Source organism: Neisseria weixii (assembly GCF_042658245.1).
In the GTDB taxonomy this organism is placed as follows: domain Bacteria; phylum Pseudomonadota; class Gammaproteobacteria; order Burkholderiales; family Neisseriaceae; genus Neisseria; species Neisseria weixii.
In genome coordinates this window covers 249848-273046 of sequence record NZ_JBHSPY010000001.1, presented here as the reverse complement: position 1 = coordinate 273046, position 23199 = coordinate 249848, and the positions used below count along the sequence as shown (strand labels likewise).

24 protein-coding genes are annotated in these 23199 nt (G+C 49.5%); 17 read left to right on the top strand and 7 right to left on the bottom strand.

The genetic code is table 11. The features are described 5' to 3' along the window. Positions 1–69: 69 nt before the first annotated feature. The 9 genes from rsmA (at position 70) to greB (ending at position 7780) form a co-directional block, all read left to right on the top strand. Positions 70–849 (top strand): 16S rRNA (adenine(1518)-N(6)/adenine(1519)-N(6))-dimethyltransferase RsmA, encoded by a 780-nt coding sequence (gene rsmA / locus ACFPVS_RS01480; RefSeq protein WP_096294776.1) that lies wholly within the window; start codon positions 70–72, stop codon positions 847–849. Between the two features lie 9 nt (positions 850–858). Then, entirely contained in the window at positions 859–1587 is a 729-nt protein-coding gene (locus ACFPVS_RS01475; RefSeq protein ID WP_096294777.1) for an amino acid ABC transporter ATP-binding protein, read from the top strand. A gap of 69 nt (positions 1588–1656) precedes the next feature. Beyond that, complete coding sequence (locus ACFPVS_RS01470) at positions 1657–2016, top strand: hypothetical protein (protein WP_096294778.1); 360 nt, start codon at positions 1657–1659, stop codon at positions 2014–2016. A gap of 3 nt (positions 2017–2019) precedes the next feature. Beyond that, on the top strand, positions 2020–2463 hold the full coding sequence (locus tag ACFPVS_RS01465; RefSeq protein WP_096294779.1) for a protein YgfX: 444 nt from the start codon (positions 2020–2022) through the stop codon (positions 2461–2463). Between the two features lie 67 nt (positions 2464–2530). Then, positions 2531–3808 (top strand): bifunctional tetrahydrofolate synthase/dihydrofolate synthase, encoded by a 1278-nt coding sequence (gene folC / locus ACFPVS_RS01460; RefSeq protein ID WP_378595207.1) that lies wholly within the window; start codon positions 2531–2533, stop codon positions 3806–3808. A 12-nt stretch (positions 3809–3820) separates the two neighbouring features. After that, positions 3821–4861 (top strand): cell division protein FtsN, encoded by a 1041-nt coding sequence (gene ftsN / locus ACFPVS_RS01455; protein WP_096294780.1) that lies wholly within the window; start codon positions 3821–3823, stop codon positions 4859–4861. Further along, on the top strand, positions 4854–5366 hold the full coding sequence (locus tag ACFPVS_RS01450) for a CvpA family protein (RefSeq protein WP_096294781.1): 513 nt from the start codon (positions 4854–4856) through the stop codon (positions 5364–5366). The genes ftsN and ACFPVS_RS01450 overlap by 8 nt, the downstream gene beginning before the upstream one ends. A 99-nt stretch (positions 5367–5465) precedes the next feature. Then, positions 5466–7001, top strand: coding sequence for an amidophosphoribosyltransferase (gene purF / locus ACFPVS_RS01445; RefSeq protein ID WP_096294782.1), 1536 nt, complete (start codon positions 5466–5468; stop codon positions 6999–7001). A 287-nt stretch (positions 7002–7288) separates the two neighbouring features. Beyond that, entirely contained in the window at positions 7289–7780 is a 492-nt protein-coding gene (greB, locus tag ACFPVS_RS01440) for a transcription elongation factor GreB (protein WP_096294783.1), read from the top strand. Between the two features lie 188 nt (positions 7781–7968). Here greB and ykgO read toward each other — a convergent pair whose 3' ends face one another. Beyond that, on the bottom strand, positions 7969–8094 hold the full coding sequence (gene ykgO, locus ACFPVS_RS01435; protein WP_096294784.1) for a type B 50S ribosomal protein L36: 126 nt from the start codon (positions 8092–8094) through the stop codon (positions 7969–7971). After that, on the bottom strand, positions 8094–8369 hold the full coding sequence (locus ACFPVS_RS01430; RefSeq protein ID WP_096294785.1) for a type B 50S ribosomal protein L31: 276 nt from the start codon (positions 8367–8369) through the stop codon (positions 8094–8096). Before ACFPVS_RS01430 ends, ykgO begins: the two co-directional genes overlap by 1 nt. 277 nt (positions 8370–8646) lie before the next feature. Here ACFPVS_RS01430 and ACFPVS_RS01425 point away from each other — a divergent pair, with 277 nt between their 5' ends. Next, positions 8647–10104 carry a TrkH family potassium uptake protein gene (locus ACFPVS_RS01425; RefSeq protein ID WP_123803780.1) on the top strand — a complete coding sequence of 486 codons (1458 nt, stop codon included), beginning with the start codon at positions 8647–8649 and terminating at the stop codon, positions 10102–10104. A 63-nt stretch (positions 10105–10167) separates the two neighbouring features. On the opposite strand, the gene galU is transcribed toward ACFPVS_RS01425, so the two are convergent. The 4 genes from galU to ampD all read right to left on the bottom strand — a co-directional run bounded on the left by galU (position 10168) and on the right by ampD (position 15664). Beyond that, positions 10168–11034 (bottom strand): UTP--glucose-1-phosphate uridylyltransferase GalU, encoded by an 867-nt coding sequence (gene galU, locus ACFPVS_RS01420; RefSeq protein ID WP_096294786.1) that lies wholly within the window; start codon positions 11032–11034, stop codon positions 10168–10170. A 69-nt stretch (positions 11035–11103) separates the two neighbouring features. After that, complete coding sequence (gene ligA / locus ACFPVS_RS01415; RefSeq protein ID WP_123803779.1) at positions 11104–13572, bottom strand: NAD-dependent DNA ligase LigA; 2469 nt, start codon at positions 13570–13572, stop codon at positions 11104–11106. Positions 13573–13708: 136 nt separating this feature from the next. Further along, a complete protein-coding gene (locus ACFPVS_RS01410) occupies positions 13709–14944 on the bottom strand; it encodes a cell division protein ZipA C-terminal FtsZ-binding domain-containing protein (protein ID WP_096294787.1) in 1236 nt (411 codons plus the stop codon). A gap of 162 nt (positions 14945–15106) precedes the next feature. Beyond that, on the bottom strand, positions 15107–15664 hold the full coding sequence (ampD, locus tag ACFPVS_RS01405) for a 1,6-anhydro-N-acetylmuramyl-L-alanine amidase AmpD (RefSeq protein WP_096294788.1): 558 nt from the start codon (positions 15662–15664) through the stop codon (positions 15107–15109). Positions 15665–15795: 131 nt separating this feature from the next. Here ampD and mltG point away from each other — a divergent pair, with 131 nt between their 5' ends. The 3 genes from mltG to ACFPVS_RS01390 all read left to right on the top strand — a co-directional run bounded on the left by mltG (position 15796) and on the right by ACFPVS_RS01390 (position 19407). Next, the gene (mltG, locus tag ACFPVS_RS01400) at positions 15796–16791 is read left to right on the top strand and encodes an endolytic transglycosylase MltG (RefSeq protein WP_378595201.1); all 996 of its coding nucleotides are present in this window, start codon (positions 15796–15798) and stop codon (positions 16789–16791) included. Positions 16792–17243: 452 nt separating this feature from the next. Then, the gene (gene tmk, locus ACFPVS_RS01395) at positions 17244–17864 is read left to right on the top strand and encodes a dTMP kinase (RefSeq protein WP_096294789.1); all 621 of its coding nucleotides are present in this window, start codon (positions 17244–17246) and stop codon (positions 17862–17864) included. Positions 17865–18126: 262 nt separating this feature from the next. After that, entirely contained in the window at positions 18127–19407 is a 1281-nt protein-coding gene (locus ACFPVS_RS01390; RefSeq protein ID WP_123803776.1) for a malic enzyme-like NAD(P)-binding protein, read from the top strand. 100 nt (positions 19408–19507) lie between these two features. Here ACFPVS_RS01390 and ACFPVS_RS01385 read toward each other — a convergent pair whose 3' ends face one another. Further along, entirely contained in the window at positions 19508–19960 is a 453-nt protein-coding gene (locus ACFPVS_RS01385) for a c-type cytochrome (RefSeq protein ID WP_096294790.1), read from the bottom strand. Positions 19961–20213: 253 nt separating this feature from the next. Between ACFPVS_RS01385 and ACFPVS_RS01380 the strand changes: the two genes are divergently transcribed. The 4 genes from ACFPVS_RS01380 (at position 20214) to ACFPVS_RS01365 (ending at position 23101) form a co-directional block, all read left to right on the top strand. Continuing rightward, positions 20214–21044, top strand: a complete 831-nt coding sequence (locus ACFPVS_RS01380; RefSeq protein WP_096294791.1) for an SDR family oxidoreductase — start codon at positions 20214–20216, stop codon at positions 21042–21044. A 118-nt stretch (positions 21045–21162) separates the two neighbouring features. Next, the gene (locus tag ACFPVS_RS01375) at positions 21163–21633 is read left to right on the top strand and encodes a Fur family transcriptional regulator (RefSeq protein ID WP_096294792.1); all 471 of its coding nucleotides are present in this window, start codon (positions 21163–21165) and stop codon (positions 21631–21633) included. Beyond that, entirely contained in the window at positions 21624–22550 is a 927-nt protein-coding gene (locus tag ACFPVS_RS01370) for a CobW family GTP-binding protein (protein ID WP_096294793.1), read from the top strand. The genes ACFPVS_RS01375 and ACFPVS_RS01370 overlap by 10 nt, the downstream gene beginning before the upstream one ends. 62 nt (positions 22551–22612) lie before the next feature. Continuing rightward, entirely contained in the window at positions 22613–23101 is a 489-nt protein-coding gene (locus ACFPVS_RS01365; protein WP_096294794.1) for a hypothetical protein, read from the top strand. Positions 23102–23199 lie beyond the last annotated feature (98 nt).

Below are 23199 nucleotides of genomic sequence, written 5' to 3'. Positions count from 1 at the left end.
ATTTTCTCAACCGGCGTATATTTTCAGTTACAATACGTTCTTGAAAAATCCCCGAATTAAAGACGCCGTATGAAAGAACACAAAGCCCGCAAACGCTTTGGGCAAAACTTTTTGCAAGACACGCGCATCATCAGCGATATTGTCAATGCCGTTCGCCCCGAAGCCGATGATATCGTTATCGAAATCGGCCCGGGTTTGGCCGCGATTACCGAGCCGCTGGCGAAAAAACTCAACCGACTGCACGTTTGCGAAATCGACCGTGATATTGTCAAGCGCTTGAAAACGCTGCCGTTTGCCGAAAAATTGGTGATACACGAAGGCGATGTGCTGCAATTTGATTTCAACAGTATTGCGGGCAAAAAGAAAATCGTGGGCAACCTGCCTTATAATATTTCCACGCCGCTGCTGTTTAAATTGGCCGAAGTAGCCGATGACGTGATTGATATGCACTTTATGCTGCAAAAAGAAGTGGTCGAGCGTATGGTGGCTCAACCGAAAACCAACGACTACGGCCGCTTGGGCGTGATGCTGCAATATTTTTTCGAGATGGAATCCCTGATTGACGTGCCGCCTAAGTCGTTCGACCCGGTACCGAAAGTCGACTCTGCCGTGGTGCGCATGATTCCGGCGAAACACCGCATCGGCAAGACCGATGATTTCGGATATTTTGCCAAACTGGTCAAACAGGCGTTTGCCCAGCGCCGCAAAACCATACGCAATAATCTGAAAGACATTGCCGCCGATGAAGATTTGCAGGCCGTGGGCATCAACCCGCAAGACCGTGCCGAACACATCGCGCCGGAAAAATATGTCGCCTTGAGCAATTATTTGGTGAATAAGGCCGTCTGAAAGTAAAACATGATTAAATTCAAAAACGTACACAAACACTTTAAAGATTTGCACGTGATTAACGGTGTGAATCTGGAAGTCAAGCAAGGTGAAGTGGTGGTGGTTTGCGGCCCGTCGGGCAGCGGTAAATCGACCTTGATCCGTACCGTCAACCAACTTGAAAGCATCGAGAGCGGTGAAATCTGGGTGGACGGTATAAATGTGGCCGATCCGAAAACCAATCTAAACAAAGTACGCGAAGAAGTGGGCTTTGTGTTTCAAAGTTTCAATCTCTATCCGCATTTGAGCGTGTTGGAAAATATTGTTTTGTCGCCGATGAAAGTAAAAGGGCAGAGCCGTGCCCAAGCCGAAGCCAAGGCGATGGAATTGCTGGAGCGCGTGGGTTTGGCGCACAAAAAAGATGCCCTGCCGAGCCAATTGTCCGGCGGTCAGCAACAGCGTGTGGCAATTGCCCGCGGCTTGGCGATGGAGCCGCGCGTGATGCTGTTTGACGAACCGACTTCCGCGCTGGATCCGGAAATGGTCGGCGAAGTCTTGCGCGTGATGAAAGACTTGGCGATGAGCGGCATGACCATGATGTGCGTGACGCATGAGATGGGTTTTGCCCGCGAAGTGGCCGACCGTGTGATTTTTGTCGATCACGGCCAAATCATCGAAGAAGCCACGCCGGAAGAATTTTTTACCAATCCGAAACACGAGCGCGCCAAGCAGTTTTTACAGCAGGTGATGACGCATTAATCAATGTGATAGGCCGTCTGAAAAGCGTTCAGACGGCATGAGAAATACAATGGAAACCAAAGGATAATCATGTATTTTGTTGACCGCACCGCCGTGGTGTTGAAACCGACCGCGCGTTTTTTGGAATGGCTGAAATCGGCGGATGAAAATATGCCGGATTTGACGGTGGAGCAAATCCGCATCAATTGCTCGATATTTCTGGTGCCGGAATTTGATGAACCGGAAGCGGTGATTTCGTATTTTGACGAGCGTTACCAGCAGATTTTTGAAGCAGAAATCGCCGGTTGGGACGTGGATAAAGCCAAATGGCCGCAAGATATGAGTTTGAAGGCGTTTTGGGAATTTTTTGAAATTGAAATCCATGACATGGTTTTGGACATGGAAGACGCGGATTTAAATGTCAGCCCCGTGTTCGATAATATGATGTAAGCCATGCGTGCATTTCAGACGGCCTTGAAACCTTCGCGCAGCCTGAAAATCATGGTGTTGGCTTTACACTTACTGGCAGCGGTGATGTGTGCGGTGTGGTTTTACGGCGCGATGTTTGGGCTGGGTTTGTTTGGTCTGGCGCTAAGCTCGGTTTTCGCTTGGTATCATGCCGATTTAAGAGGCCATCAAACGGTAAAGCAGATTGCGGTAAACCGTTTGCAGCAGGCTGCCATTTTTATCGGGCGCGAGCAGACCGCTTTTGAAGCGGTATTGGGTGGCGCCTCGTTGGTGACACGTCATGTGCTCTTTCTGCAATGGCACACCGGCAGCCGCACTATTTGGCAATTGGTGTTGCCTGATATGCTGGATAAGGAAGCGCATCGCCGTTTACGCGTATGGGCGCGTTGGTGTCAGGCGGAGCAAAATCCGTTTAAACAAAAAATCTGATGTGCATTGAGCATCATAAAATGCTGTCTGTTTCAGACGGCCTTGAATAATAATTACCTGAAAAATAATGAAAACACTGCAAGACTGGCTCTCTTATTTAGAAACCGCCCACAGCACCGGGCTCATCGACATGGGCTTGGAACGTGTGGGCGAAGTGAAAAACCGCATGGGCTTGACGCCGCAATGTCCTGTGGTGGTGGCGGCGGGCACCAACGGCAAGGGTTCGGTGTGTGCCTATTTATCGCAAATTTACAAGCAGGCCGGTTTTAAAGTCGGCACGCTGACCAGCCCGCATATTTTGCGTTTTAACGAACGCATTGCCGTGAATGCCGAACCGGTTGGCGATGCAACCATCGTGGAGGCGTTTGAGCGTATTGAAGCGGCGCGCGGTGATGTTTCGCTGACTTATTTTGAATTCAACACTTTGGCCGCGGTGGATATTTTCATACGCGCCGAAGTGGATGTGATGGTGTTGGAAGTCGGCTTGGGCGGGCGTTTGGACGCGGTAAACGTGTTTGATGCCGATTGCGCCGTGGTCACCAGCGTGGATTTGGACCATCAGGCATTTTTGGGGGATACGGTCGAGCAGGTGGGTTTTGAAAAAGCGGGTGTGTTCCGCAGTGGCAAACCGGCGATTTGCGGTCAGAATCCGCCGCCGGAATCGTTGCGCCAACACGCTGAAAAAATCGGCGCGCATTTGCTGTTGGTTAAAGAAGATTTTGATTTCAACACCTTGGAAAATGTACAATGGAATTATCAGTTCCATCCGAAAGTTTCAGACGGCCTCTTACCCAAACGCCGCAATGCTTTGCCGTTCCCAGCTTTGCGCGGTGCGTACCAAACCGGCAATGCCGCCGTGGCGCTGACGGTGTTGGAATGTTTGGCCGACAAGCTGCCGATTGATATCGGTGCGATTAAGCGCGGCTTGCTGCTGGTGGAAAATCCGGGACGCTTCCAAGTGTTGCCGGGGCGTCCGCTCACCATTTTGGATGTCGGCCACAATCCGCATGCCGCCCGAGCCTTGCGCCTCAGCCTGATTAATCTGGCGTTTGCGCAAAACCGCATTGCCGTGTTCAGCATGTTGGCCGATAAAGATATCGACGGCGTGTTGGATATAGTGAAAGACCAGTTTGACGAATGGTATATCGCGCCCTTGGATATGCCGCGCGGCATGACGATTGATGCTTTGCAAGACAAACTGGTGGGGCACGGCATCGATAAAATCAAAGTATTCGACCATGTTCAAAGCGCTTACCAAGCAGCTTTGGCGAAAGCTTCTGAAAATGATAGAATTGTCGTTTTCGGTTCGTTTCATACTGTTGCCGATGTGATGGCGACGTTGTAAATAGGAAATTTCATGTCTGACGATAAGCAAAAAGAAGTTTTAACCGGTTATGAGCAGCTCAAGCGCCGTAACCGCCGCCGCTTGGTGATGACGTCAGGATTGGTTGTGGTTGCCGGTATTCTGTTGGCTTCCGTATTGAGTACAGGCAGCGACGACGAAGAAAAAACAGCCGTACCAACGGCCGCGGTGGCGCAAAATGATGCGCAAGGTGATGCCGCCAATGCCACCGTATTGGAGCCGAGTAATAAGGAAGAAGCACAAGCGGCCGCACAAGAGCAAGCAGCCGCACAGAGCAGTGAGCCTGAGCAACCGGTGGAAGTGTTGAGACCTGCTGCCGCTACACCGCCGCAAGATATCGGTGCGCCATTGGTGTTGATTAACGATAAATTGGTTGACAGCGATATCAAAGGTTTGGAGGAGTCGGAGCGCATTCGCAAGGCCGAAGAAGAAAAGCGTGCAGCGGAAGAGCAGAAAGCCGAAGCACGTCACCAACGTTTGGAAGAGCAGCGTGCGGCCAAACGTGCCGAAGAGAAGCGTTTAGCGGCAGAAAAAGAAGCAGCTAAGAAACGCGTTGCGGCAGCCAAAGCTGAAAAATCAGAGCGGAGCGCAGAAGCCGAACGCAAGCAGGCAGAAAAAGACGCTGCCGAGCGTAAAGCCAAACAAGCTGAAGAGAAAAAAGCAGCTGCGGCCAAAGCCAAAGTAGAAGCCGACAAAAAAGCAGCTGCGGCCAAATCTAAAGAAACCGAGAAAAAAGCTGCCGCTAAAAAAGCGGAACCGGCTAAGCCTAAGCCGACCGAAAAAGCAGCCGATAATGGTTCCAAAGGTCAAAAAGCCGCCATTCAGGCCGGTTATTCCGATAAAGAACGCGCACAAAGCCTGCAACGCAAAATGAAAGCTGCCGGTATCAATGCCACCGTCAGCGAAATCAAAACCGACAAAGGCGTGGTTTACCGTGTGAAATCAAACTCATATAAGAGTCGCCAAGAAGCTGCGAAAGATTTGGAAAAATTGCGTTCTAAAAACGGCATCGCAGGACAGATTGTGAATGAGTAATATTCCTTTGGCGGATTTGTTGGTTTTCGGCGTGATTGCGGCATGTATTATCATGTCGCTCATACGTGGTGTGATTGCCGAAATCAGCTCGCTGATTACTTGGATTGTGGCGTTTTTGATTGCCAAGTGGTTTGCTGTACCGTTCGCTGACATTGCTTTTAAATCTTTCGAACCGCAAGCCTTGGGTGTAGCATTGTCCTTTATCATGCTGTTTCTTGCGGCATGGCTGGTGCAGCGCTTCCTGCGCTCGTTGCTGACCGCCGGTGTGTCAGCCATTGGGTTGGGTAGTGTCAACCGCTTGCTCGGCGGTGTATTCGGCGCAGCCAAAGGCGTGCTGCTGGTGACCTTGGCGGTGATGGTTTGCTCCTACACCGATTTACCGGAAACGGAAGGCTGGCAAGTCTCACGCAGCATTCCTTATTTCGAAACCTTGGCGCATGATGTGGTGATGCCTTATTTGCCGACGATTGGCAACAGATTAAACGATACGGGCATTCCTTCATAACACAACCGGTTTCAGACGGCCTTTTTGATACAGGCCGTCTGAAACCGGTTTAATCTTATTTTATTTCATTGGGTTAATTCTTTTATTCGGAGAACACAAATGTGTGGTGTATTAGGGTTGGTGAGTAACGAACCGGTCAATCAGCTTTTGTATGACGGTTTACAAATGCTGCAGCATCGCGGTCAGGATGCGGCGGGCATTGTGACGGCGGAAGGCAGCATGTTCCACATGCACAAAGGCAAAGGCATGGTGCGCGAAGTGTTCCGCACCCGCAATATGCGCGATTTAATCGGCCATTCCGGCATTGCACATGTGCGTTACCCGACAGCAGGCAACGCAGGCAGCAGCGCCGAAGCGCAGCCGTTTTACGTCAGCTCGCCTTTCGGCATCGTGTTGGCGCACAACGGTAATTTGACCAATACCGCCGAATTGTATGAAAACGTGTGCCACAAGCACCTGCGCCACATTAATACCAGCTCCGATTCGGAAGTGCTGTTGAATGTGTTTGCGCATGAGCTGCGCCATGAAGTCTCGAAAAATAGCGATAAAGTGTTGAGCACCGACAATGTATTTACCGCCGTTAAAGCCGTACATGAATTGGTGCGTGGTGCGTATGGTGTGGTGGCGATGATTGCCGGTTACGGTATGGTGGCTTTCCGCGATCCGTACGGTATCCGTCCGCTGGTGTTGGGGTCGAAAACCGATGAAAACGGCTTCAAGTCCTATGCCGTGGCTTCCGAATCGGTGGCCTTCAATGCTTTGGAATACGATTTGGAACGCGATATTGAGCCGGGTGAGGCGGTGTTCATCAGCTTCGACGGCCAGTTTTTCTCACGCCAATGCAGCGCATCACAACTGAAACCATGTTTGTTTGAATACGTTTATTTTGCCCGTCCGGACTCGGTGATTGACGAAGTATCTGTGTATCAGGCGCGTTTGGATATGGGTGTGTCGCTGGCAGAAAAAATCAAGCGCGAATTGCCGGTTGACGACATCGACGTAATTATGCCGATTCCCGATACCAGCCGCCCGAGCGCGATGGAATTGGCCATGCACTTGAACAAACCTTACCGCGAAGGCTTGATTAAAAACCGCTACATCGGCCGCACCTTTATTATGCCGGGGCAGGCGACGCGCAAAAAATCCGTTCGCCAAAAATTGAGCCCGATGGAAACCGAATTCAAAGGCAAAAGTGTGTTGTTGGTGGATGACTCCATCGTGCGCGGCACCACCAGCCGTGAAATCGTTGAAATGGTTCGTGCTTCGGGGGCACGCAAAGTCTATATTGCATCTGCCGCGCCGGAAGTACGCTTCCCGAATGTGTACGGCATCGACATGCCGACGCGTGAAGAACTGATTGCCAATGGCCGCACACCGGTTGAAATCGCACAGGAAATTAGTGCCGACGGCATCGTATTTCAAGATTTGAACGACTTGGAAGCCGTCGTCAAAGCCTTAAATCCGAAAATCGAAGGCTTTGATTCTTCTTGCTTTAACGGCATTTATCTGACCGGTGACATCGATGAAGCCTATTTGCAGCGTTTATCGGAAGGTAAAACCGGTTGCGGCGGCTTGAAAGTCATGCCAAGCAAAATGGAACACAGCATTACCATCAGCAGCAGCGACGAAGAATAAGTTAGGAAGAAAAGGCCGTCTGAAAACTAAAAAAGTTTTCAGACGGCTTAGAGCTTTGCAAAACCCCATAAACCACCAACATACTCCAAATAGCCGTCATTTCTTCGTAAGTTTTAATGTATCTTATTGTTTAATATAAATATTTTATTCAATCGTTTATCGTTGTAAAAATACATTCCTGCCTACGCGGTAATGACTTCGGTTTGTTGTGCACTGGCTTTTCAAGGAGTTTTACAGAGGTCTTGGCCTTTTGATTTCGTGGCAATAAAGCCCACAAAGGATTCATCATGACAGCAGAAATCAAAAATTACATCACACCCGCCGGCTGGCAGGCGTTAAAAGACGAGCTTTATCACCTCGTCAACAAAGAGCGCCCCGAAATCGTACAAATCGTCAACTGGGCAGCGAGCAACGGTGACCGCAGTGAAAACGGCGATTACCTTTACGGCAAACGCCGCATGCGTGAAATCGACCGCCGCATCCGTTTCCTAACCAAACGTTTGGAAGCGGCGGTAGTGGTCGATCCGGAAGCACGTGAAGCGACGGATCAAATATTTTTCGGTGCTACAGTCGGGTTATTGCGTGGCGATGGCAGTGAACAAACCGTGAAAATCGTTGGTGTTGATGAAATTGATGCCGCAAAAAACAAAATTTCGTGGGTTTCTCCCTTGGCACGTTGTCTGATTAAAGCACGCGAAGGCGATGAAGTGGTGCTTTATGGGCCGGAAGGTGGTGAAGAAATTGAGATTTTATCGGTCGACTATTGCCGCATTGACTGAGGCTGTCTGACAGATCGGTTGGCTATTTCCAACAGCCTAGCATCAAGGCCGTCTGAAATATTCAGATGGCCTTGTCATTATTTGAATGGCACTCATGAAAAATAAAAAAAAATGCCGCACCGATAGGAAATGGTGCGGCCAAATCTCAATAGCCAGAGAGAGTTACATAAAAAATCACAGCAAAAAGGTTAACGTTGACGTGCTTTAAAACGCGGGTTGCTTTTGCAAATCACATACATTTTACCTTTACGGCGTACGATTTGGCAGTCGCTGTGGCGTTTCTTAGCTGTTTTCAGGGAAGATAAAACCTGCATTATTTATCCTTTCTTAAAGAACCCATCATCGATTGGAAACGTTGATGGAACTTGCTGGCGCGACCTTCGGTCGTTACGTTGCGCTGTTTTCCGGTATAAATAGGGTGGGAAGCGGAAGACGTATCCAAAGAAAATAATGGGTATTCGTTACCGTCTTTCCAAACCATGGTTTTACCGTGGGTATTGGCGCATGAACTGATGAGCCAGCCTTCGTTGGTACCGCTGTCGTAGAATAAAACGGTGCGGTAATTATCGGGGTGAATATCGGGTTTCATAAGCTTACTAGAAAAACGTTATAGTATAACATTATATACCTATTTTTCTAAAAGACAAGTTTGTGATCGGCCAAAATTCCAGCATCAAGCCTAATCATCTGTTTTACTTTGAGATTTATTATCATTTCAGACGGCGTAGGCTGGAAATATCCATATCCATTTGTAGAGAATTTGATAAAATACGCTTTCAGACGGCCTTATCAATAGCAAGGCCGTCTGAAATTTTTGAATTGTTTCTGCAGGCCGTATTCGGACGGCTTGTGCTTAAAAGATTGATATGTATAAAGTCATACCGATTATTCATGTGCTGTCTAAGCTCGGCGTGTTGTTTTCGCTGTTGCTGATGGTGCCGACGCTGATGTCGTATTTTTTTCTCGACAGTGCGTTCCCGGCATTTGCACGCACCGCGCTGGTGACAACGTTTTCTTCCTGCACCATCTGGCTGCTGACGCTACGCTATAACCGTGAGTTGCGCCCGCGCGACGGTTTTACGCTGGTGATTATGCTGTGGCTGGCGTTTGCGGTGGTGGCGGCGGTGCCGATTTATTTATATGTGCCACACATGAGTTTTACCGATGCGTTTTTTGAGGCAATGTCGGGTTTAACCACTACGGGGGCAACGGTCATCACCAGCTTGGATACCTTGGCGCCGTCGGTCAATTTTTGGCGGCACATGCTCAACTGGTTGGGCGGTATGGGTATTATCGTGTTGGCGGTGGCGATTTTGCCTATGTTGGGGGTTGGTGGTACGCAGCTTTTCAAGGCGGAAATTCCGGGTTTGGATAAAGAAAGCAAGATGGCGCCGCGGATTTCGCAAGTTGCCAAAAAGTTGTGGGGCGCTTATCTTTTAACCACGGTAGCGGCATTTTTTTCCTTGCATTGGGCGGGGATGAGTTGGTTTGATGCCCTTTGCCATGCGATGTCGTCGGTGGCTTTGGGCGGGTTTTCGACACACGATGACAGCATCGCTTATTTCAATTCGATGAAAATCGAATGGACGATTATGTTTTTCACCTTGTTCGGCGGCATTAATTTTGCCAGCCACTTTGCTGCGCTGGGCGGGCGTTCGTTAAAAGTGTATTGGAAAGATGAAGAATGCCGTGTGCTATTACTGGTGATGACCTGCAGCATCATCATGGCCAGCCTGTATTTGTGGCACAAAGAATTTTATCCGTCGTTGGCTGATGCGTTTCGCTTTGTCAGCTTTAACTTTATGTCGATTGGTTTGGCTAGCGGCTTTTCCAATACCGATTTTGCTAAGTGGCCGCTGCTGATTTCGCTATGGATGTTTTTCTTGTCTAACGTATTGGCATGTTCCGGCTCGATGGGCGGCGGTATTAAAAACGTGCGTGGTTTGGTGCTGTTCAAATTCAGCTTGCGCGAAATGATGATTCTGCTGCATCCGCGTGCGGTACGCACAGTGAAGGTCAACAACCGCAGCATTTCCGAGCGTATGGCTCTGACGGTGATGTCGTTTATTTTTGTGTATTTTATGACCGTGGTTTTGTTCAGCTTCTTAATGATGGTCACCGGCTTGGATTTTGTTTCCGCGTTCACGGCGGTAATTGCCTGTATCACCAATGCGGGTCCGGGTTTGGGCGAAGTCGGGCCGGCCCATAATTATGCCAGCTTGAATGATGTGCAAAAGTGGTTGTGTACGATCGTGATGCTGTTGGGGCGCTTGGAAATTTTCACGGTGTTGATTCTGTTTACACCCGCGTATTGGAAGAAATAAGTGTTGGCATAAAACAGGCCGTCTGAAAATCATTTTTCAGACGGCCTGTTGCTTTTAAGCGGATTATTTAACGTATTGCTTCAACAATTCGGCAAAGTCTTTTGCGGTTTCGGGGTGCTTCAGACCATAAGCCAAAGTGGCCTCCAGATAACCTAATTTACTGCCGCAGTCGTAGCGTTTGCCTTCAAAAGCGTGTGCCAACACGAATTCGTGATCCAGCAGGCGGGCGATGGCGTCGGTAAGTTGGATTTCATTGCCTGCACCGCGTGGGAGATTGGTCAGTAAATCAAAAATGCGCGGGGTCAGAATGTAGCGGCCAACCACGGCTAAGTTGGAAGGGGCTTCTTCCGGTTTTGGTTTTTCCACAATATTGGTGATGCGCTGGAAGCTTTTGAGCTGTTCCACTTCGACAATGCCGTATGAACCGGTTTGCGACGGATCGACGGTCTCAACGCCTAATACGCTGTTGCCGCTTCGGTTGTAAATATCGACCATCTGTTTCAATGCGCCTTGCGGTGCGTCAATCAGGTCGTCGGCCAGAATTACGGCAAACGGCTCTTCTCCAACGGCGGCACGGGCGCACAACACGGCATGACCCAAGCCCAAGGCTTCGGCTTGGCGGATATACAGACAAGTGATTTCAGGCGGCAGAATGTCTTTAACATGCGCCAGCAGTTTTTCTTTGTTGCGCTGCTCCAATTCGTTTTCCAGCTCGTAGGCTTTGTCGAAATGGTCTTCAATGCTGCGTTTTTTGCGGCCGGTAATAAACACCATTTCGGTGCAGCCTGCGGCAACGGCTTCTTCCACCGCGTATTGAATCAAAGGCTTATCGACAATCGGCAGCATTTCTTTCGGACTGGCTTTGGTGGCGGGCAAAAAACGTGTGCCCATACCGGCAACGGGGAAAACGGCTTTTTTAATCGGTTTCATGATGTCTCCACAGTTTAAAATTTCGGGTCTCGGCTGTTTGACCCGACAATATCTAAAAATTCATTTTTTTTACGGGTTGAACCAAGTCAGCAATTCGGCTTCGCTGATAACGGCCACACCTAAGGCATGGGCTTTTTCCAGCTTGCTGCCAGCCGCTTCGCCCGCAACCACGAAATCGGTTTTTTTCGACACGCTGCCGGAGACTTTGCCGCCGGCGGCTTCAATCATGGCTTGTGCTTTGTCGCGTTTCAGTGTCGGCAGTGTGCCGGTCAGGACGAATGTTTTGCCGGACAGGCCGCTTGGGCGGGATTCCGTTATTGTATCGGTTTCAGACGGCATATGTTGTAAAAATTGCCGCATGACTGTTAAAAGCGACAAATTGGCCGGAATACTGCGCCATTGCTGCCATTCTGCGGGTAGGGCTTTATCGAGGATTAGGCCGTCCGCGCTTTTTCCGGCCAAATCCCATAGCGCGGCAGCTTTTTTTTCGCTGATTTTGAAACCGGGCAGACGGTTAATCCAGCGTTCGGGGGTAACGTATTGAGCCAGCGGCAGGCTGGTGGTTTGCGTTTGCGGCGCAACACCGACGGCCAGTAATTCGTCAATCATGTTTTGCTGCTCGGGTTGGGCGAAAAAGCGGGCAATCGAATGCGCGACCACGCTGCCGATGTCGGGCAAACAAGCTAAAACAGGCTCGGGCGCGTGGCGGACTTTTTCTAAATCGCCAAATGCCTGTGCCAATGATTTGGCTGTGCGTTCGCCAACATGGCGGATGCCCAGTGCGAATAGGAAACGTGCCAAATCAGGCTGTTTGCTGGCTTCGATACCGTCTAGAATATTTTGTGCCCACTTGGTTGGCGATGCTTTTTTACTGCTTTTGAGGCCGTCTGAAAATATTAAAGGGGTTTCAGACGGCATATCTTCTGTATTAGTTTGCGTTTCCGCTTGCTCGGCGTTTTCTTTCATTTTTTGCAAGGTGGCGATGTCCAGACGGTATAAATCGGCAAAATGTCGCACCAAATCCTGCGCCACCAGTTGCTCGATTTGGCGTTGGCCGAGGCCGTCGATGTCCATGGTTTTGCGCGAAGCAAAGTGAATCAAGCCTTGCGCCCGCTGCGCCTGACACAGCATGCCTCCGCTGCAACGTGCCACGGCTTCGCCTTCTTCACGCTCGATGTCGCTGCCGCAAATCGGGCAATGTTCGGGTAGGCGGTATTGTGGGTAGAGCGGTTCGGTGGCAGTAGATGTGTTTTCAGACGGCGTGGCAAACAAATCATCTTGCCGGCTGTCTGAAAGATGATTTTGTGTTTCAATGGTTTGCATCGGCCGGCGGTCGAACACCACGCGTACCACTTCGGGAATCACATCACCCGCGCGACGCACAATCACCGTGTCGCCGATGCGCACGTCTTTGCGCTGCGCTTCGCCTTCGTTGTGCAAGGTGGCATTGGTGACGGTTACGCCGCCGACAAACACCGGCTGCAGACGCGCTACCGGTGTGACGGCGCCGGTGCGGCCGACTTGCACATCAATCGCTTCCACCACGGTCAAAGCTTCTTCGGCAGGGAATTTGTGCGCAATCGCCCAGCGCGGCGCACGTGAAATGAAGCCCAGCGTTTCTTGTTGCGCCAAACTGTTGACCTTGACCACCATGCCGTCGATTTCATACGGCAGGGAAGAGCGTTTTTGCTGCATTTGTTCGTAAAAAGCCAATACTTCGCTGATATTCGGGAAACAGCCGAATTGGCCGTAGGGAAGGCTGAAGCCGAGTTCGCTCAAGTAAGCCAATTCTTGAATGTGTTCTTGCGAAACGAAGCCGCCTTCCTGTTGCGCGATGCCGTAGGCGAAAAAGTGCAGTTTGCGTTGGGCGGTGATTTTGGAATCGAGTTGGCGTAAGCTGCCTGCGGCGGCATTACGCGGATTGGCAAACGTTTTTTGGTTTTGCTCGGTCTGACGTTGGTTGAGTGCGGCAAAATCGGCTTTGAGCATCAACACTTCGCCGCGCACTTCAATCAGTTTCGGCACATTATCGCCGTGTAAGCGCAAGGGAATATTGGCGATGGTTTTCACATTTTGCGTGACATCTTCGCCGTTTGCGCCATCACCGCGTGTAGCGGCTTGCACCAGTACGCCGTTTCGATACAGCAGACTGATGGCTAAGCCGTCGAATTTGGGTTCAATGACATATTCAACCGCCGTACCGTTTAAACCTCCGCGCACGCGTTCATCAAAAGCATACATTTCCTTATGGTCGAACACGCCTTCTTCGTTTTGTGGTGAAAAAGCATTGTTCAGCGATAACATTGGCACGGTATGGCGCACGCTGGCAAAACCATCCAAAGCCGCGCCGCCGACACGCTGGGTCGGGCTGTCGGGCTGTTTCAAATCAGGGTGTGCCGCTTCCAAGGCTTCCAGTTCGCGGAACAGGCGGTCATATTCGGCATCGGGCACCGTCGGCGCATCGAGTGTGTAGTATTCGTAGGCGTAGCGGTTGAGTAGGGTGGTCAGGTTTTTGATTTTTTGTTCGGTTGCGTTCATGGTTGAAAATGTTCAGACGGCCTTTGAATGATGGTAAAACAGGCCGTATGAAAAAAACATAAAATAGATAGATGGATTTTACCTGAAAAAAGCGGATACGCTGTGATACGTATCCGCTTTTTTTGGGGAAATAGCTTTATGAGAACAAACGCAGCGATTGTTTGCTGCCGGGCTTGATGCCCACTTTCAGCATTTCTTCCTGGCGCGCCAATACATAATTGCGCACGTCTTTCAGCCAAGGGGTAGACACTTCTTCCATTTTGTCGTTAACCAAGTCCAAGCTCAACTGGCCGGACAGTTTAACCGCCAAGTCCATAAACAGGTCGAAGGTTTTTTCACCGGCCGGAATGTGCGGAATGTCGAACAGCATGCTGAAGCCACGGTAGGCTTGGTTGTTCAGCAAGGCGCCGGTAAACGGTGAATTGTCGAGCGATGCCAAGACAAACATCGGATTGCCGTTTTCATCAGGGTAATGGAACGTGCCGTCTTCAGCCAAATTGAAACCCACGCCTTCAACAGCCGAGCGCAATTCCAAGCCGCTGATGCTGGAGCGTGATACCAAATGGATGGCAATGGTTTGGTCGACACGTTCGCAGAAGCTGTCGAGTGCTTGGGCAACTTCGACAAAAGCCGGCAAATCGGTGTAGCGTACGTGGCCACCTACCAATTGGGCAAAGGCAGCAACTTGTTGGTTGAATTGGCCCAATTCTTCCGGCAAAGCCAAGCCATTGCGGCTGACGGCTTGCAGGCCCATCACAAAGCCTTGGTAATACACGCCCGGAATCGGCTCGGCCACTTGGAAGCGGTCGTCCATGGTACAACCGATGATTTGGAAACGGTGTCGGTTAGACAAGCGCGGCAGGGCATGCAATTCTTGCGCTTCATTCAAAGCAATATAGGCCAGATAGTCAAAGCGCGGGTCGAACCAAGGCAGCTCAACTTGTACCAATTCATCCAAGTTCACCAAATTGCCGTGTTGTGTGGCAGAAGTGGTTTGGGTGTTGATTTCATTGTTTAGACCAATCACCGTGTGATGAACCGGCTCGTCAGTGAAATCGTCCTCCATCGCGAGCTCGATGTCGGTTTTGATGGCTGAGGGTTTCGCCAATTTGGCTTTGGCGGCATAAATTTCATCTTGCTCTTGCAGGTTGCGCAAAGCAGCGTCTTCGGCTTTTTTTTGCTTTTTCAACAACAAACCGTGGCCGCCGGATTCTTTGCCGTCGCGCACATGGCTGGTTTTGCTGGCCAGCAGTGCATCTTTATCGGAATGGCCGAATTGCTCGCGCACTTGTTTGCGGTATTGGTTTTCTTGATACATATTGTAGGCAATCACGGCCAAAATAATGGCCAGGCCTAAAACGATAATAATCATGGTGGGCACTCTTGGGGAAAGAAATTTCTGGAGTGGCGCAATGCCGGATTCGAACCGCAATCGGGACATCACGGTAATGTTCGGATTATAACGAAATTTAACTGTTCTGACAGCATTAAGCATAAAACCGGCGGCAACTTTGCTTCAGGCCGTCTGAAAAAGTCAACGCTCTACCGGAAAACCTGCTTTGATTAAGCGTGGCCAGTCGAAAAAATGGCCGGGGTCGGTTTTGCGGCCGGGGGCGATATCCTGATGGCCGGTAATGGCTGTGATGGGGTATTGCGCTTGTAATGCGTTTAACAGATGGTGCAAGGTTTGGTATTGCGCTTCGGCAAAAGGCTCGAAATCGCAGCCTTCCATTTCTATGCCGATGGAAAACAGATTGCATTTTTCATGCCTTTGGAATGACGACACGCCGGCATGGTAAGCCATGTCGTCGCAGGAAACAAATTGCACCGCTTCGCCTTCGCGGGTGATGAAAAAGTGACTGGATACCCGCAAAGCGTGAATCACGCTGAAAAACGGATGTTGCTGCGGTTGGATTTGGTTGGTAAACAGCTTTTCTACTGCGCCGTTGCCGTATTCAAACGGAGGCAGGGAAATATTGTGCAGTACCACCAGAGAGATTTTTTCACTGGCAGGGCGGGCTTCAAAATTGGGCGAATAGGCTTGGCGGGCAGCCGACCAGCGCCCTTGTTGCCAAGAAGATGCAAAATTCATGTTTCAGACGGCCTTTAATATAATACTTTTATTCGATTATTCGACAAATGCTGCGTTAAGTGTAAATCTTCGGCAAAGACAGCGCATTCGGTTATACTGTCGCCCGATTAAACTTGATGGCACATCCTACCATGTTGAATAAATTGTTGAAATGGCTGCTGGTGTTTTTTCTGGCCGTGATGGCGGCGGTAGCGGCATTGTTGTTCGTACCAAAAGACAACGGTAAAACCTACCGCGTGAAAGTTGCTAAAAACCAAGGCATTTCGTCGGTGAGCCGCAAATTGGCTGATGACGGGCTGATTTACAACCGTCATGTATTGATGTTGGCCGCGTATGCAACCGGTATGCACAATCAGTTAAAAGCAGGCACTTACCGCATGCCGGCCAAAGCATCGGCGTGGGATGTGTTGCAAAAATTACGCAGTGGCCGTCCCGATACCGTGAGCGTGAAAATTGTAGAAGGTATGCGTTTTGCCACCATGCGCAAAATCATCAATGAAACCGAAAGCATTCAGCACGACACCGCCCAATGGAGCGATGAAAAGCTGATGGCCGAAATCGCGCCCGACGCTTTAAATTCAAACCCTGAAGGCCAGTTTTTCCCCGACAGCTATGAAATCGATGCCGACAGCAGCGATATTCAGATTTACCGTTTGGCCTATAAAACCATGCAGCGCGAACTCAGCGCCGCGTGGGACGAGCGTCAGAGCGGGCTGCCGTATAAAAATCCGTATGAATTGCTGATTATGGCCAGCATTATTGAAAAAGAAACCGGCCATCCGGCCGACCGTGCGCATGTGTCGTCGGTGTTTAAAAACCGCTTGGCCATCGGTATGCGCCTGCAAACCGACCCGACCGTGATTTACGGCATGGGTAGCGCCTATCAAGGGCGCATCCGAAAAGCCGATTTGCAACGCGATACCCCCTACAACACCTACACCCGCGCAGGCCTCACGCCAACCCCGATTGCCTTGCCGGGCAAGGCGGCACTGGAAGCTGCCGCGCATCCTTCGACCGAAAAATACCTCTATTTCGTGTCAAAAATGGACGGTAGCGGCTTGAGCCAGTTCAGTCATACTTTGGATGAACACAATGCCGCTGTGCGCAAGTATATTTTGAAAAAGTAAGACCCGTATGAATAAAAAGGCCGTCTGAAAATACAATAATATTGTAAAATTTCAGATGGCCTGAGGTGTAGGAAATTGTCGGGTTGTTTACACTTTTTATGCAAAACAGCTTTTATTTTCTGCCTAAATGATTGTTTTAGGATTGTTGAGCATTATCAAGAACCATGCGGCGTTGCCGTGCCTTTCGGCATTCTTGACAATACTCGAAAATCCCAAAATGAGTCTTCAAGCAAAAAAGCAAAAGTGTAAACAGCGCTAGGATTTTCTACACCTGAGACCTTTGCAAAACCCTAAGGTTGAGTGCAGTTCGCAGTTATAGCGGCACAGAAAGCGCAGACCTATCATTTAGACAGGCAAGCTTTCGGGCAGCGCATAACGAAGAAATGTGCCAAAGATAGGGTTTTGCAAAGGTCTCGGCTTATTATGTAAGCTATTTAGATTTAAGGAATTCCATGAACGCGCAATTCATTACGCTCGACGGTATAGACGGTGCCGGAAAATCAACCAACTTGGCGGTGATACAGGCATGGTTTGACGAACGCCGATTGCCGGTGGTTTTTACACGCGAGCCGGGCGGTACGGCGATGGGCGAAGCCTTGCGTGAACTGTTGCTTAATCCGCAAACCCAAGTCAGCCTGCGGGCAGAAACATTATTGATGTTCGTAGCGCGGCAGCAGCATCTTGAGTCGGTTATCCGTCCGGCTCTGGATGAGGGCATCCATGTGGTATCCGACCGCTTCACCGATGCAACGTTTGCCTATCAGGGCGGCGGTCGCGGGGTGCCGTTGGCAGATATTGAAATTTTGGAACAGTGGGTACAGCAGGGGCAGCATCCTGATTTGACGCTGCTGCTGGATGTGCCGTTGGATGTATCGATGGCGCGTATTGCTCAAGCACGGCAGAAAGATCGTTTCGAGCAGGAGCAGGCGGATTTTTTTATGCGGGTGCGTGAGGCGTATTTGAACCGCGCCGCTGCCGCACCACAGCGTTATGCTGTAATCGACAGCAACCGCGAACGTGAGTTGGTCAAGCAGGATATCGAGGCCGCATTAAGCCGTCATTTCGGGATTTAATTCAAAAATAAACAAAAGGCCGTCTGAAAAACAAGATTGACATTTTTCAGACGGCTTTCCTTGCTTTTTATCAAATACTTTCCTGTTGCTGATAAAAATAATCAAATTAACGGTATGCCCAATCAGGGTTGCATGTTAGAATTACGCCCGATTACATCAGCTTGAAATTATCGAGTTTGTTGCTTTTGTATCTTACCGCCTGACCGATTTTCAGACGGCATACACTCTTCACAGCATAAATTATTGCAACAGGATTAGCACAATGGAAAATACATTAAAAGATGCAGCACTGAAATTCCACGAATTTCCCGTTCCGGGTAAAGTATCCGTTACCCCGACAAAATCTCTGAGCACTTCGGAAGATTTGGCATTGGCCTACTCTCCAGGTGTTGCATTCCCTTGTTTGGAAATCGAAGCCGACCCTCAAGCCGCTTACAAATACACCGCCAAAGGCAATTTGGTTGCCGTGATTTCCAACGGTACCGCCGTTTTGGGTTTGGGCAACATCGGCGCACTGGCCGGTAAGCCTGTGATGGAAGGCAAAGGCGTATTGTTTAAAAAATTCGCCGGCGTGGATGTATTCGATATTGAAATCGACGAAAAAGACCCACAAAAATTAGTCGACATCATCGCTGCATTGGAGCCGACTTTCGGCGGCATCAACTTGGAAGATATTAAAGCCCCCGAGTGCTTCTACATCGAACGAGAATTGCGCAAACGCTGCAAAATTCCGGTATTCCACGACGACCAACACGGCACCGCCATCATTACCGCTGCCGCCGTATTGAACGCTTTGCGCCACACCGGCCGCGACATCAGCGAATCCACTTTGGTATGTTCCGGCGCAGGTGCCGCTGCGATTGCGTGTTTGAACCAATTGTTGGCAGTCGGCCTGAAACGTGAAAACGTGACCGTGTGCGACTCTAAAGGGGTGATTTACCAAACCCGTGAAGATAAAGACCGCATGGACGAATCGAAAAAATTCTACGCGGTAGAAGACAACGGCTCACGCAACTTGGCCGATGCCGTAAAAGGCAAAGACATCTTCTTGGGTTTGTCCGGCGCGAATGTATTGACTCCTGAAATGCTGTTGACCATGAACGACAAACCAATCGTGTTTGCCATGGCGAATCCGAATCCTGAAATCATGCCGCCATTGGCGAAGGAAACCCGCCCGGACGTGGTCATCGGTACCGGACGTTCCGACTTCCCGAACCAAGTGAATAATGTATTGTGTTTCCCATTTATCTTCCGTGGCGCATTGGATTGCGGTGCAACCACCATCAATGAAGAAATGAAACTGGCTTGCGTATACGCTTTGGCTGATTTGGCGATGGAAGAAGTAACCGAAGAAGTCACTGCTGCTTACGGCAAGAAATTTGAATTCGGTGCGGATTACCTGATTCCAACCCCATTCGATTCACGTCTGTTGCCACGCGTAGCCGCTGCTACTGCCAAAGCAGCGATGGAAAGCGGTGTAGCGACCCGTCCGATTACCGATTTGGACGCTTACCAGGCCAAATTGAGCGAATGGAAGCTGTAAGTTTTGAATTCATCGGGCAATTTGCCTGATTGAATCAAAACCCTAAAACACAGGCCGTCTGAAACATTCAGACGGCCTTGATTATGTCAATAAGCCCCATTTATTTCGGTTTGCGGTACATATCGTGACATGATTTGCAGCTGGCGCCCACCTCGCCGTAAGCGGCTTTAATGGTTTCCAAGTTGCCGCCTTGAGCCGCTTGGTTGAGTTTGGCCACGGCGGCATGGAATTTTTCTTCTTCGGCTTTGAATTTGGCTTCATCTTGCCAAATAGCCGGCAGCGCATCGCCATTGCCTTGCGGGTCGGATTGGAAATGTTCAAATGGTTTTTTGCTGCTTTCGGCAAATTTGGCGGCGTTGGCTTTAAAGGTCTCGACAACGTAGGTTTCTTCGCCTTTCACCATTTTGCCCATGCTCATGAATTCCGGCATCATCAATTTGAACGCGGCGGTGCGTTCTTCCGAAATATGGCCTTTGGGCTCGGCAGGTGCGCCGCCGCAGGCGTAAAGAGCAAAAGCGGTAGCCGCAAAAATCAGGGAAGTTTTGATTTTCATGGTGTGTCCTTGTGGTATGATTGTGTTGATGAAAGACGGTGAGGTCGAGACCTTTGCAAACTCCCCATCTTTGGCACATTTCTTCGTTACGCTGCCCGAAAGCTTGCCTATCTAGATGATATGTCTGCGCTTTCTGCGCTGCTATAACTTTGAACTGTATTCAAATCCGGGGTTTTGCAAAGGTCTCAGGCCGTCTGAAAAATAAAAGGATGCAATCATACCTGAAACCGTGTGAAAAATGAAAGGAAACAGTATGGCGATTTTGATTACCGGCGCTTCGGCCGGATTCGGCGAAGCGATGTGCCGCAGCTTTGTGGCGGCGGGCTACCATGTTATTGGTGCGGCGCGCCGTTTGGATAAATTACAGGCATTGGCCGATGAATTGGGCGGCCAGTTTTACGCGCTGGAAATGGACGTGTCCAAAACCGAATCCATCCGTAATGCGCTCGACAGCCTGCCGGAAAATTTCAGCGAAATCGACTGCTTGATTAATAATGCCGGTTTGGCCTTGGGCTTGGACAATGCCGACAAAGCCGATTTCGGCGATTGGGAAACCATGATTCAAACCAACATCGTCGGCCTGACTTTTCTCACGCGCCAAGTGTTGCCGCAGATGGTGGAACGCAATCAGGGCTACATCATGAATTTAGGTTCGATTGCGGGCACATACCCTTATCCGGGCGGCAATGTGTATGGCGCGACCAAAGCATTTGTGCGCCAATTCAGTCTGAATCTGCGCGCAGATTTGGCGGGTAAAAACATCCGCGTCACCAACATCGAACCGGGCCTGTGCGGCGATACCGAGTTTTCCAATGTGCGCTTTAAAGGCGATGACGAACGCGCAGCCGATTTATATAAAAACGTGCAGTTTATCCGCCCGCAAGACATTGCCGACACCGCTTTGTGGCTGTATCAGCGTCCGGCGCACATGAACGTCAACGCCATTGAAATCATGCCGGTGGCGCAAACGTTCAACCCGCTCAAAGTCACCAAAGACGAAACCACTGCTGTGGCGGTGGCCGAAGAGAGCTTCGAGAAACAAAGCACCTCATTATTCGGCAGAATCAAATCATGGTTTAAATAAGTCTTTCTTACAGGCCGTCTGAAAGCAGCATAAGGCTTTCAGACGGCCTTGATGTATCTGAATATAGACAAACACGTTATAATAAGACCATCTGAAAAGGCCATCTGAAAGCCCCTTAATGAATCCTTTGAAACAGAAAATTTTAGAACAAGCCCGCATTGACGGCGCGCAGGTAACCGCTTTACGCGAGCAGGTGCTGGATATCGTGTTGCAGCAAACCGGCGTCATTAAGGCCTACAATGTTTTGTCGCTGATGCAGCAGCAAAGCGAAGGTGTGGTTGCGCCGCCTACCGCCTACCGTGCTTTAGATTTTTGGGCGGAGCAGGGCGTGTTGCACAAAGTGGCTGCGGTGAATGGTTATGTATTGTGCAGCCACGCGCAGCATGAGTGCGGCGAGCATTGCCATGATGACGAAGAAATCGCCACCCACCATAGCGCGTTTATTCTGGTGTGCACCGAGTGCGGTGCGGTTGATGAGCAAACCTTGAGCCAAGAATGGACGGCCTTACGTGCCGGCGTGGCCGAAAGCGGCTTTGCGTTGAAAGAAGAACACGTTGTTTTAACAGGAATCTGCAAGAAATGTCAGTAAAGAAAACCAAAGTCCACCTGATTTCCGGCTTCTTGGGTACCGGCAAAACCACCGCGCTCAAAAGTCTGATGGCGCAAAAAGACCCGAATGAAAAATGGGTGATTATCGTCAACGAATTCGGCGAAATCGGTATTGACGGCGCGGTATTGAGTGACGACGGTATTCCCGTGGCCGAAATCGCCGGCGGTTGTTTGTGTTGTACTGCCGGCGCACAAATGGGCAGCACCGTGCAAAAAATGCTGCGCGATGCCGAACCCGACCGACTGATGATTGAAGCCAGCGGTTTGGCACACGCCGCCAGCGTGATTGATGAGCTCAAAGCCCCGCCGTTGAAAGACTTGGTAGAAATCGCCGCCGTGTTTACCGTGGTCGATCCACGCCAATTCATCGACCTGAATTACGCCAACCAAGCCTTGTATAAAGACCAAATCGGCGTGTGCGATGTGCTGGTGGCCAGCAAAACCGGTTTGTGTACGCCCGAGCAAATGGCCGAATTTCACGACAAAGCATCTAAATTGTTCCCGCCGAAAGCCAAAGTGGTTGAAGTGCAAAATGCCCAGCTTGATATCCAATGGCTGGATATTCCGGTGGTCGAAAAATCACGCTACCGCATCAAAGCCTTGCCCGACAACACCATGGGTTTCCAATCCGAAGGCTTCACTTTCCCTGCCAGTAAAGAATTCGACGGCGAACGCCTGACCCATTTTTTCAACGACCTGCCGAAAATGACCGAAGGCTTAGTGCGCGCCAAAGGCGTGTTCCAAGTGCTCGGCACATGGGTGTGGCTCAACTGGGTAGACGGCCAATGGGGCGCGAACCAAGTTTCATGGCGGCGCGATTCGCGGTTTGAGCTGATTGCCAAATCGTTTGACGCGGATTTGATTCAGCAGAAATTGAATGAAGCGATGGAAAAATAATGTTACTAGGAAAATAAAAGAGAAGCATTTGTTCAAAACTACAAGTTTTTTTCCCAATAGGGATGCTGGCAGGTGTTGTTATTGTAGTGAGTTCTAAATATAAAGCTGTTAGCGTGAATTTAGATGCATTATTTGGAGCTTTTGTCAGCCCTGTTGCAATATTCATATTTTTATCAATGATATTTTTTATTAAGTTTTTCCGGCAGATTCCTTGGTTAATTAATCATGTTAATTTTATAAACAATTATGAAAATAAAATAATATCAGAGTTGAGAGACTTAATTCTTATAGTGTTGTCTTTTCTTGCGGGAGTTACGGTATTTTCATTGTTATATGACCCGAATAATCAGGAAGGCAGCTATGGTGTATTATCCTCATTTTTGTTTGTGGGACTTTATGTTGCAATATTTAATGGGTTAATATCTGGGTGGTTTGAGAAATTTGCTCAAGAAAAAATGAAAATTCAGCCAATCTGGTTAAAGGCAATTTTGTTTGTCTGTTCATTGGTAGTATTAATCGTAAATATAACTAGTTCTAATTTTTCCAATTAAGGCCATTAGCTGAAAAACAATGATATCGTTTGAAAATAATTTTGCTTTAGCTTCGTAGAAACTTTGTTTTCAGACGGCCTCAACACTCAAGAAAGCAA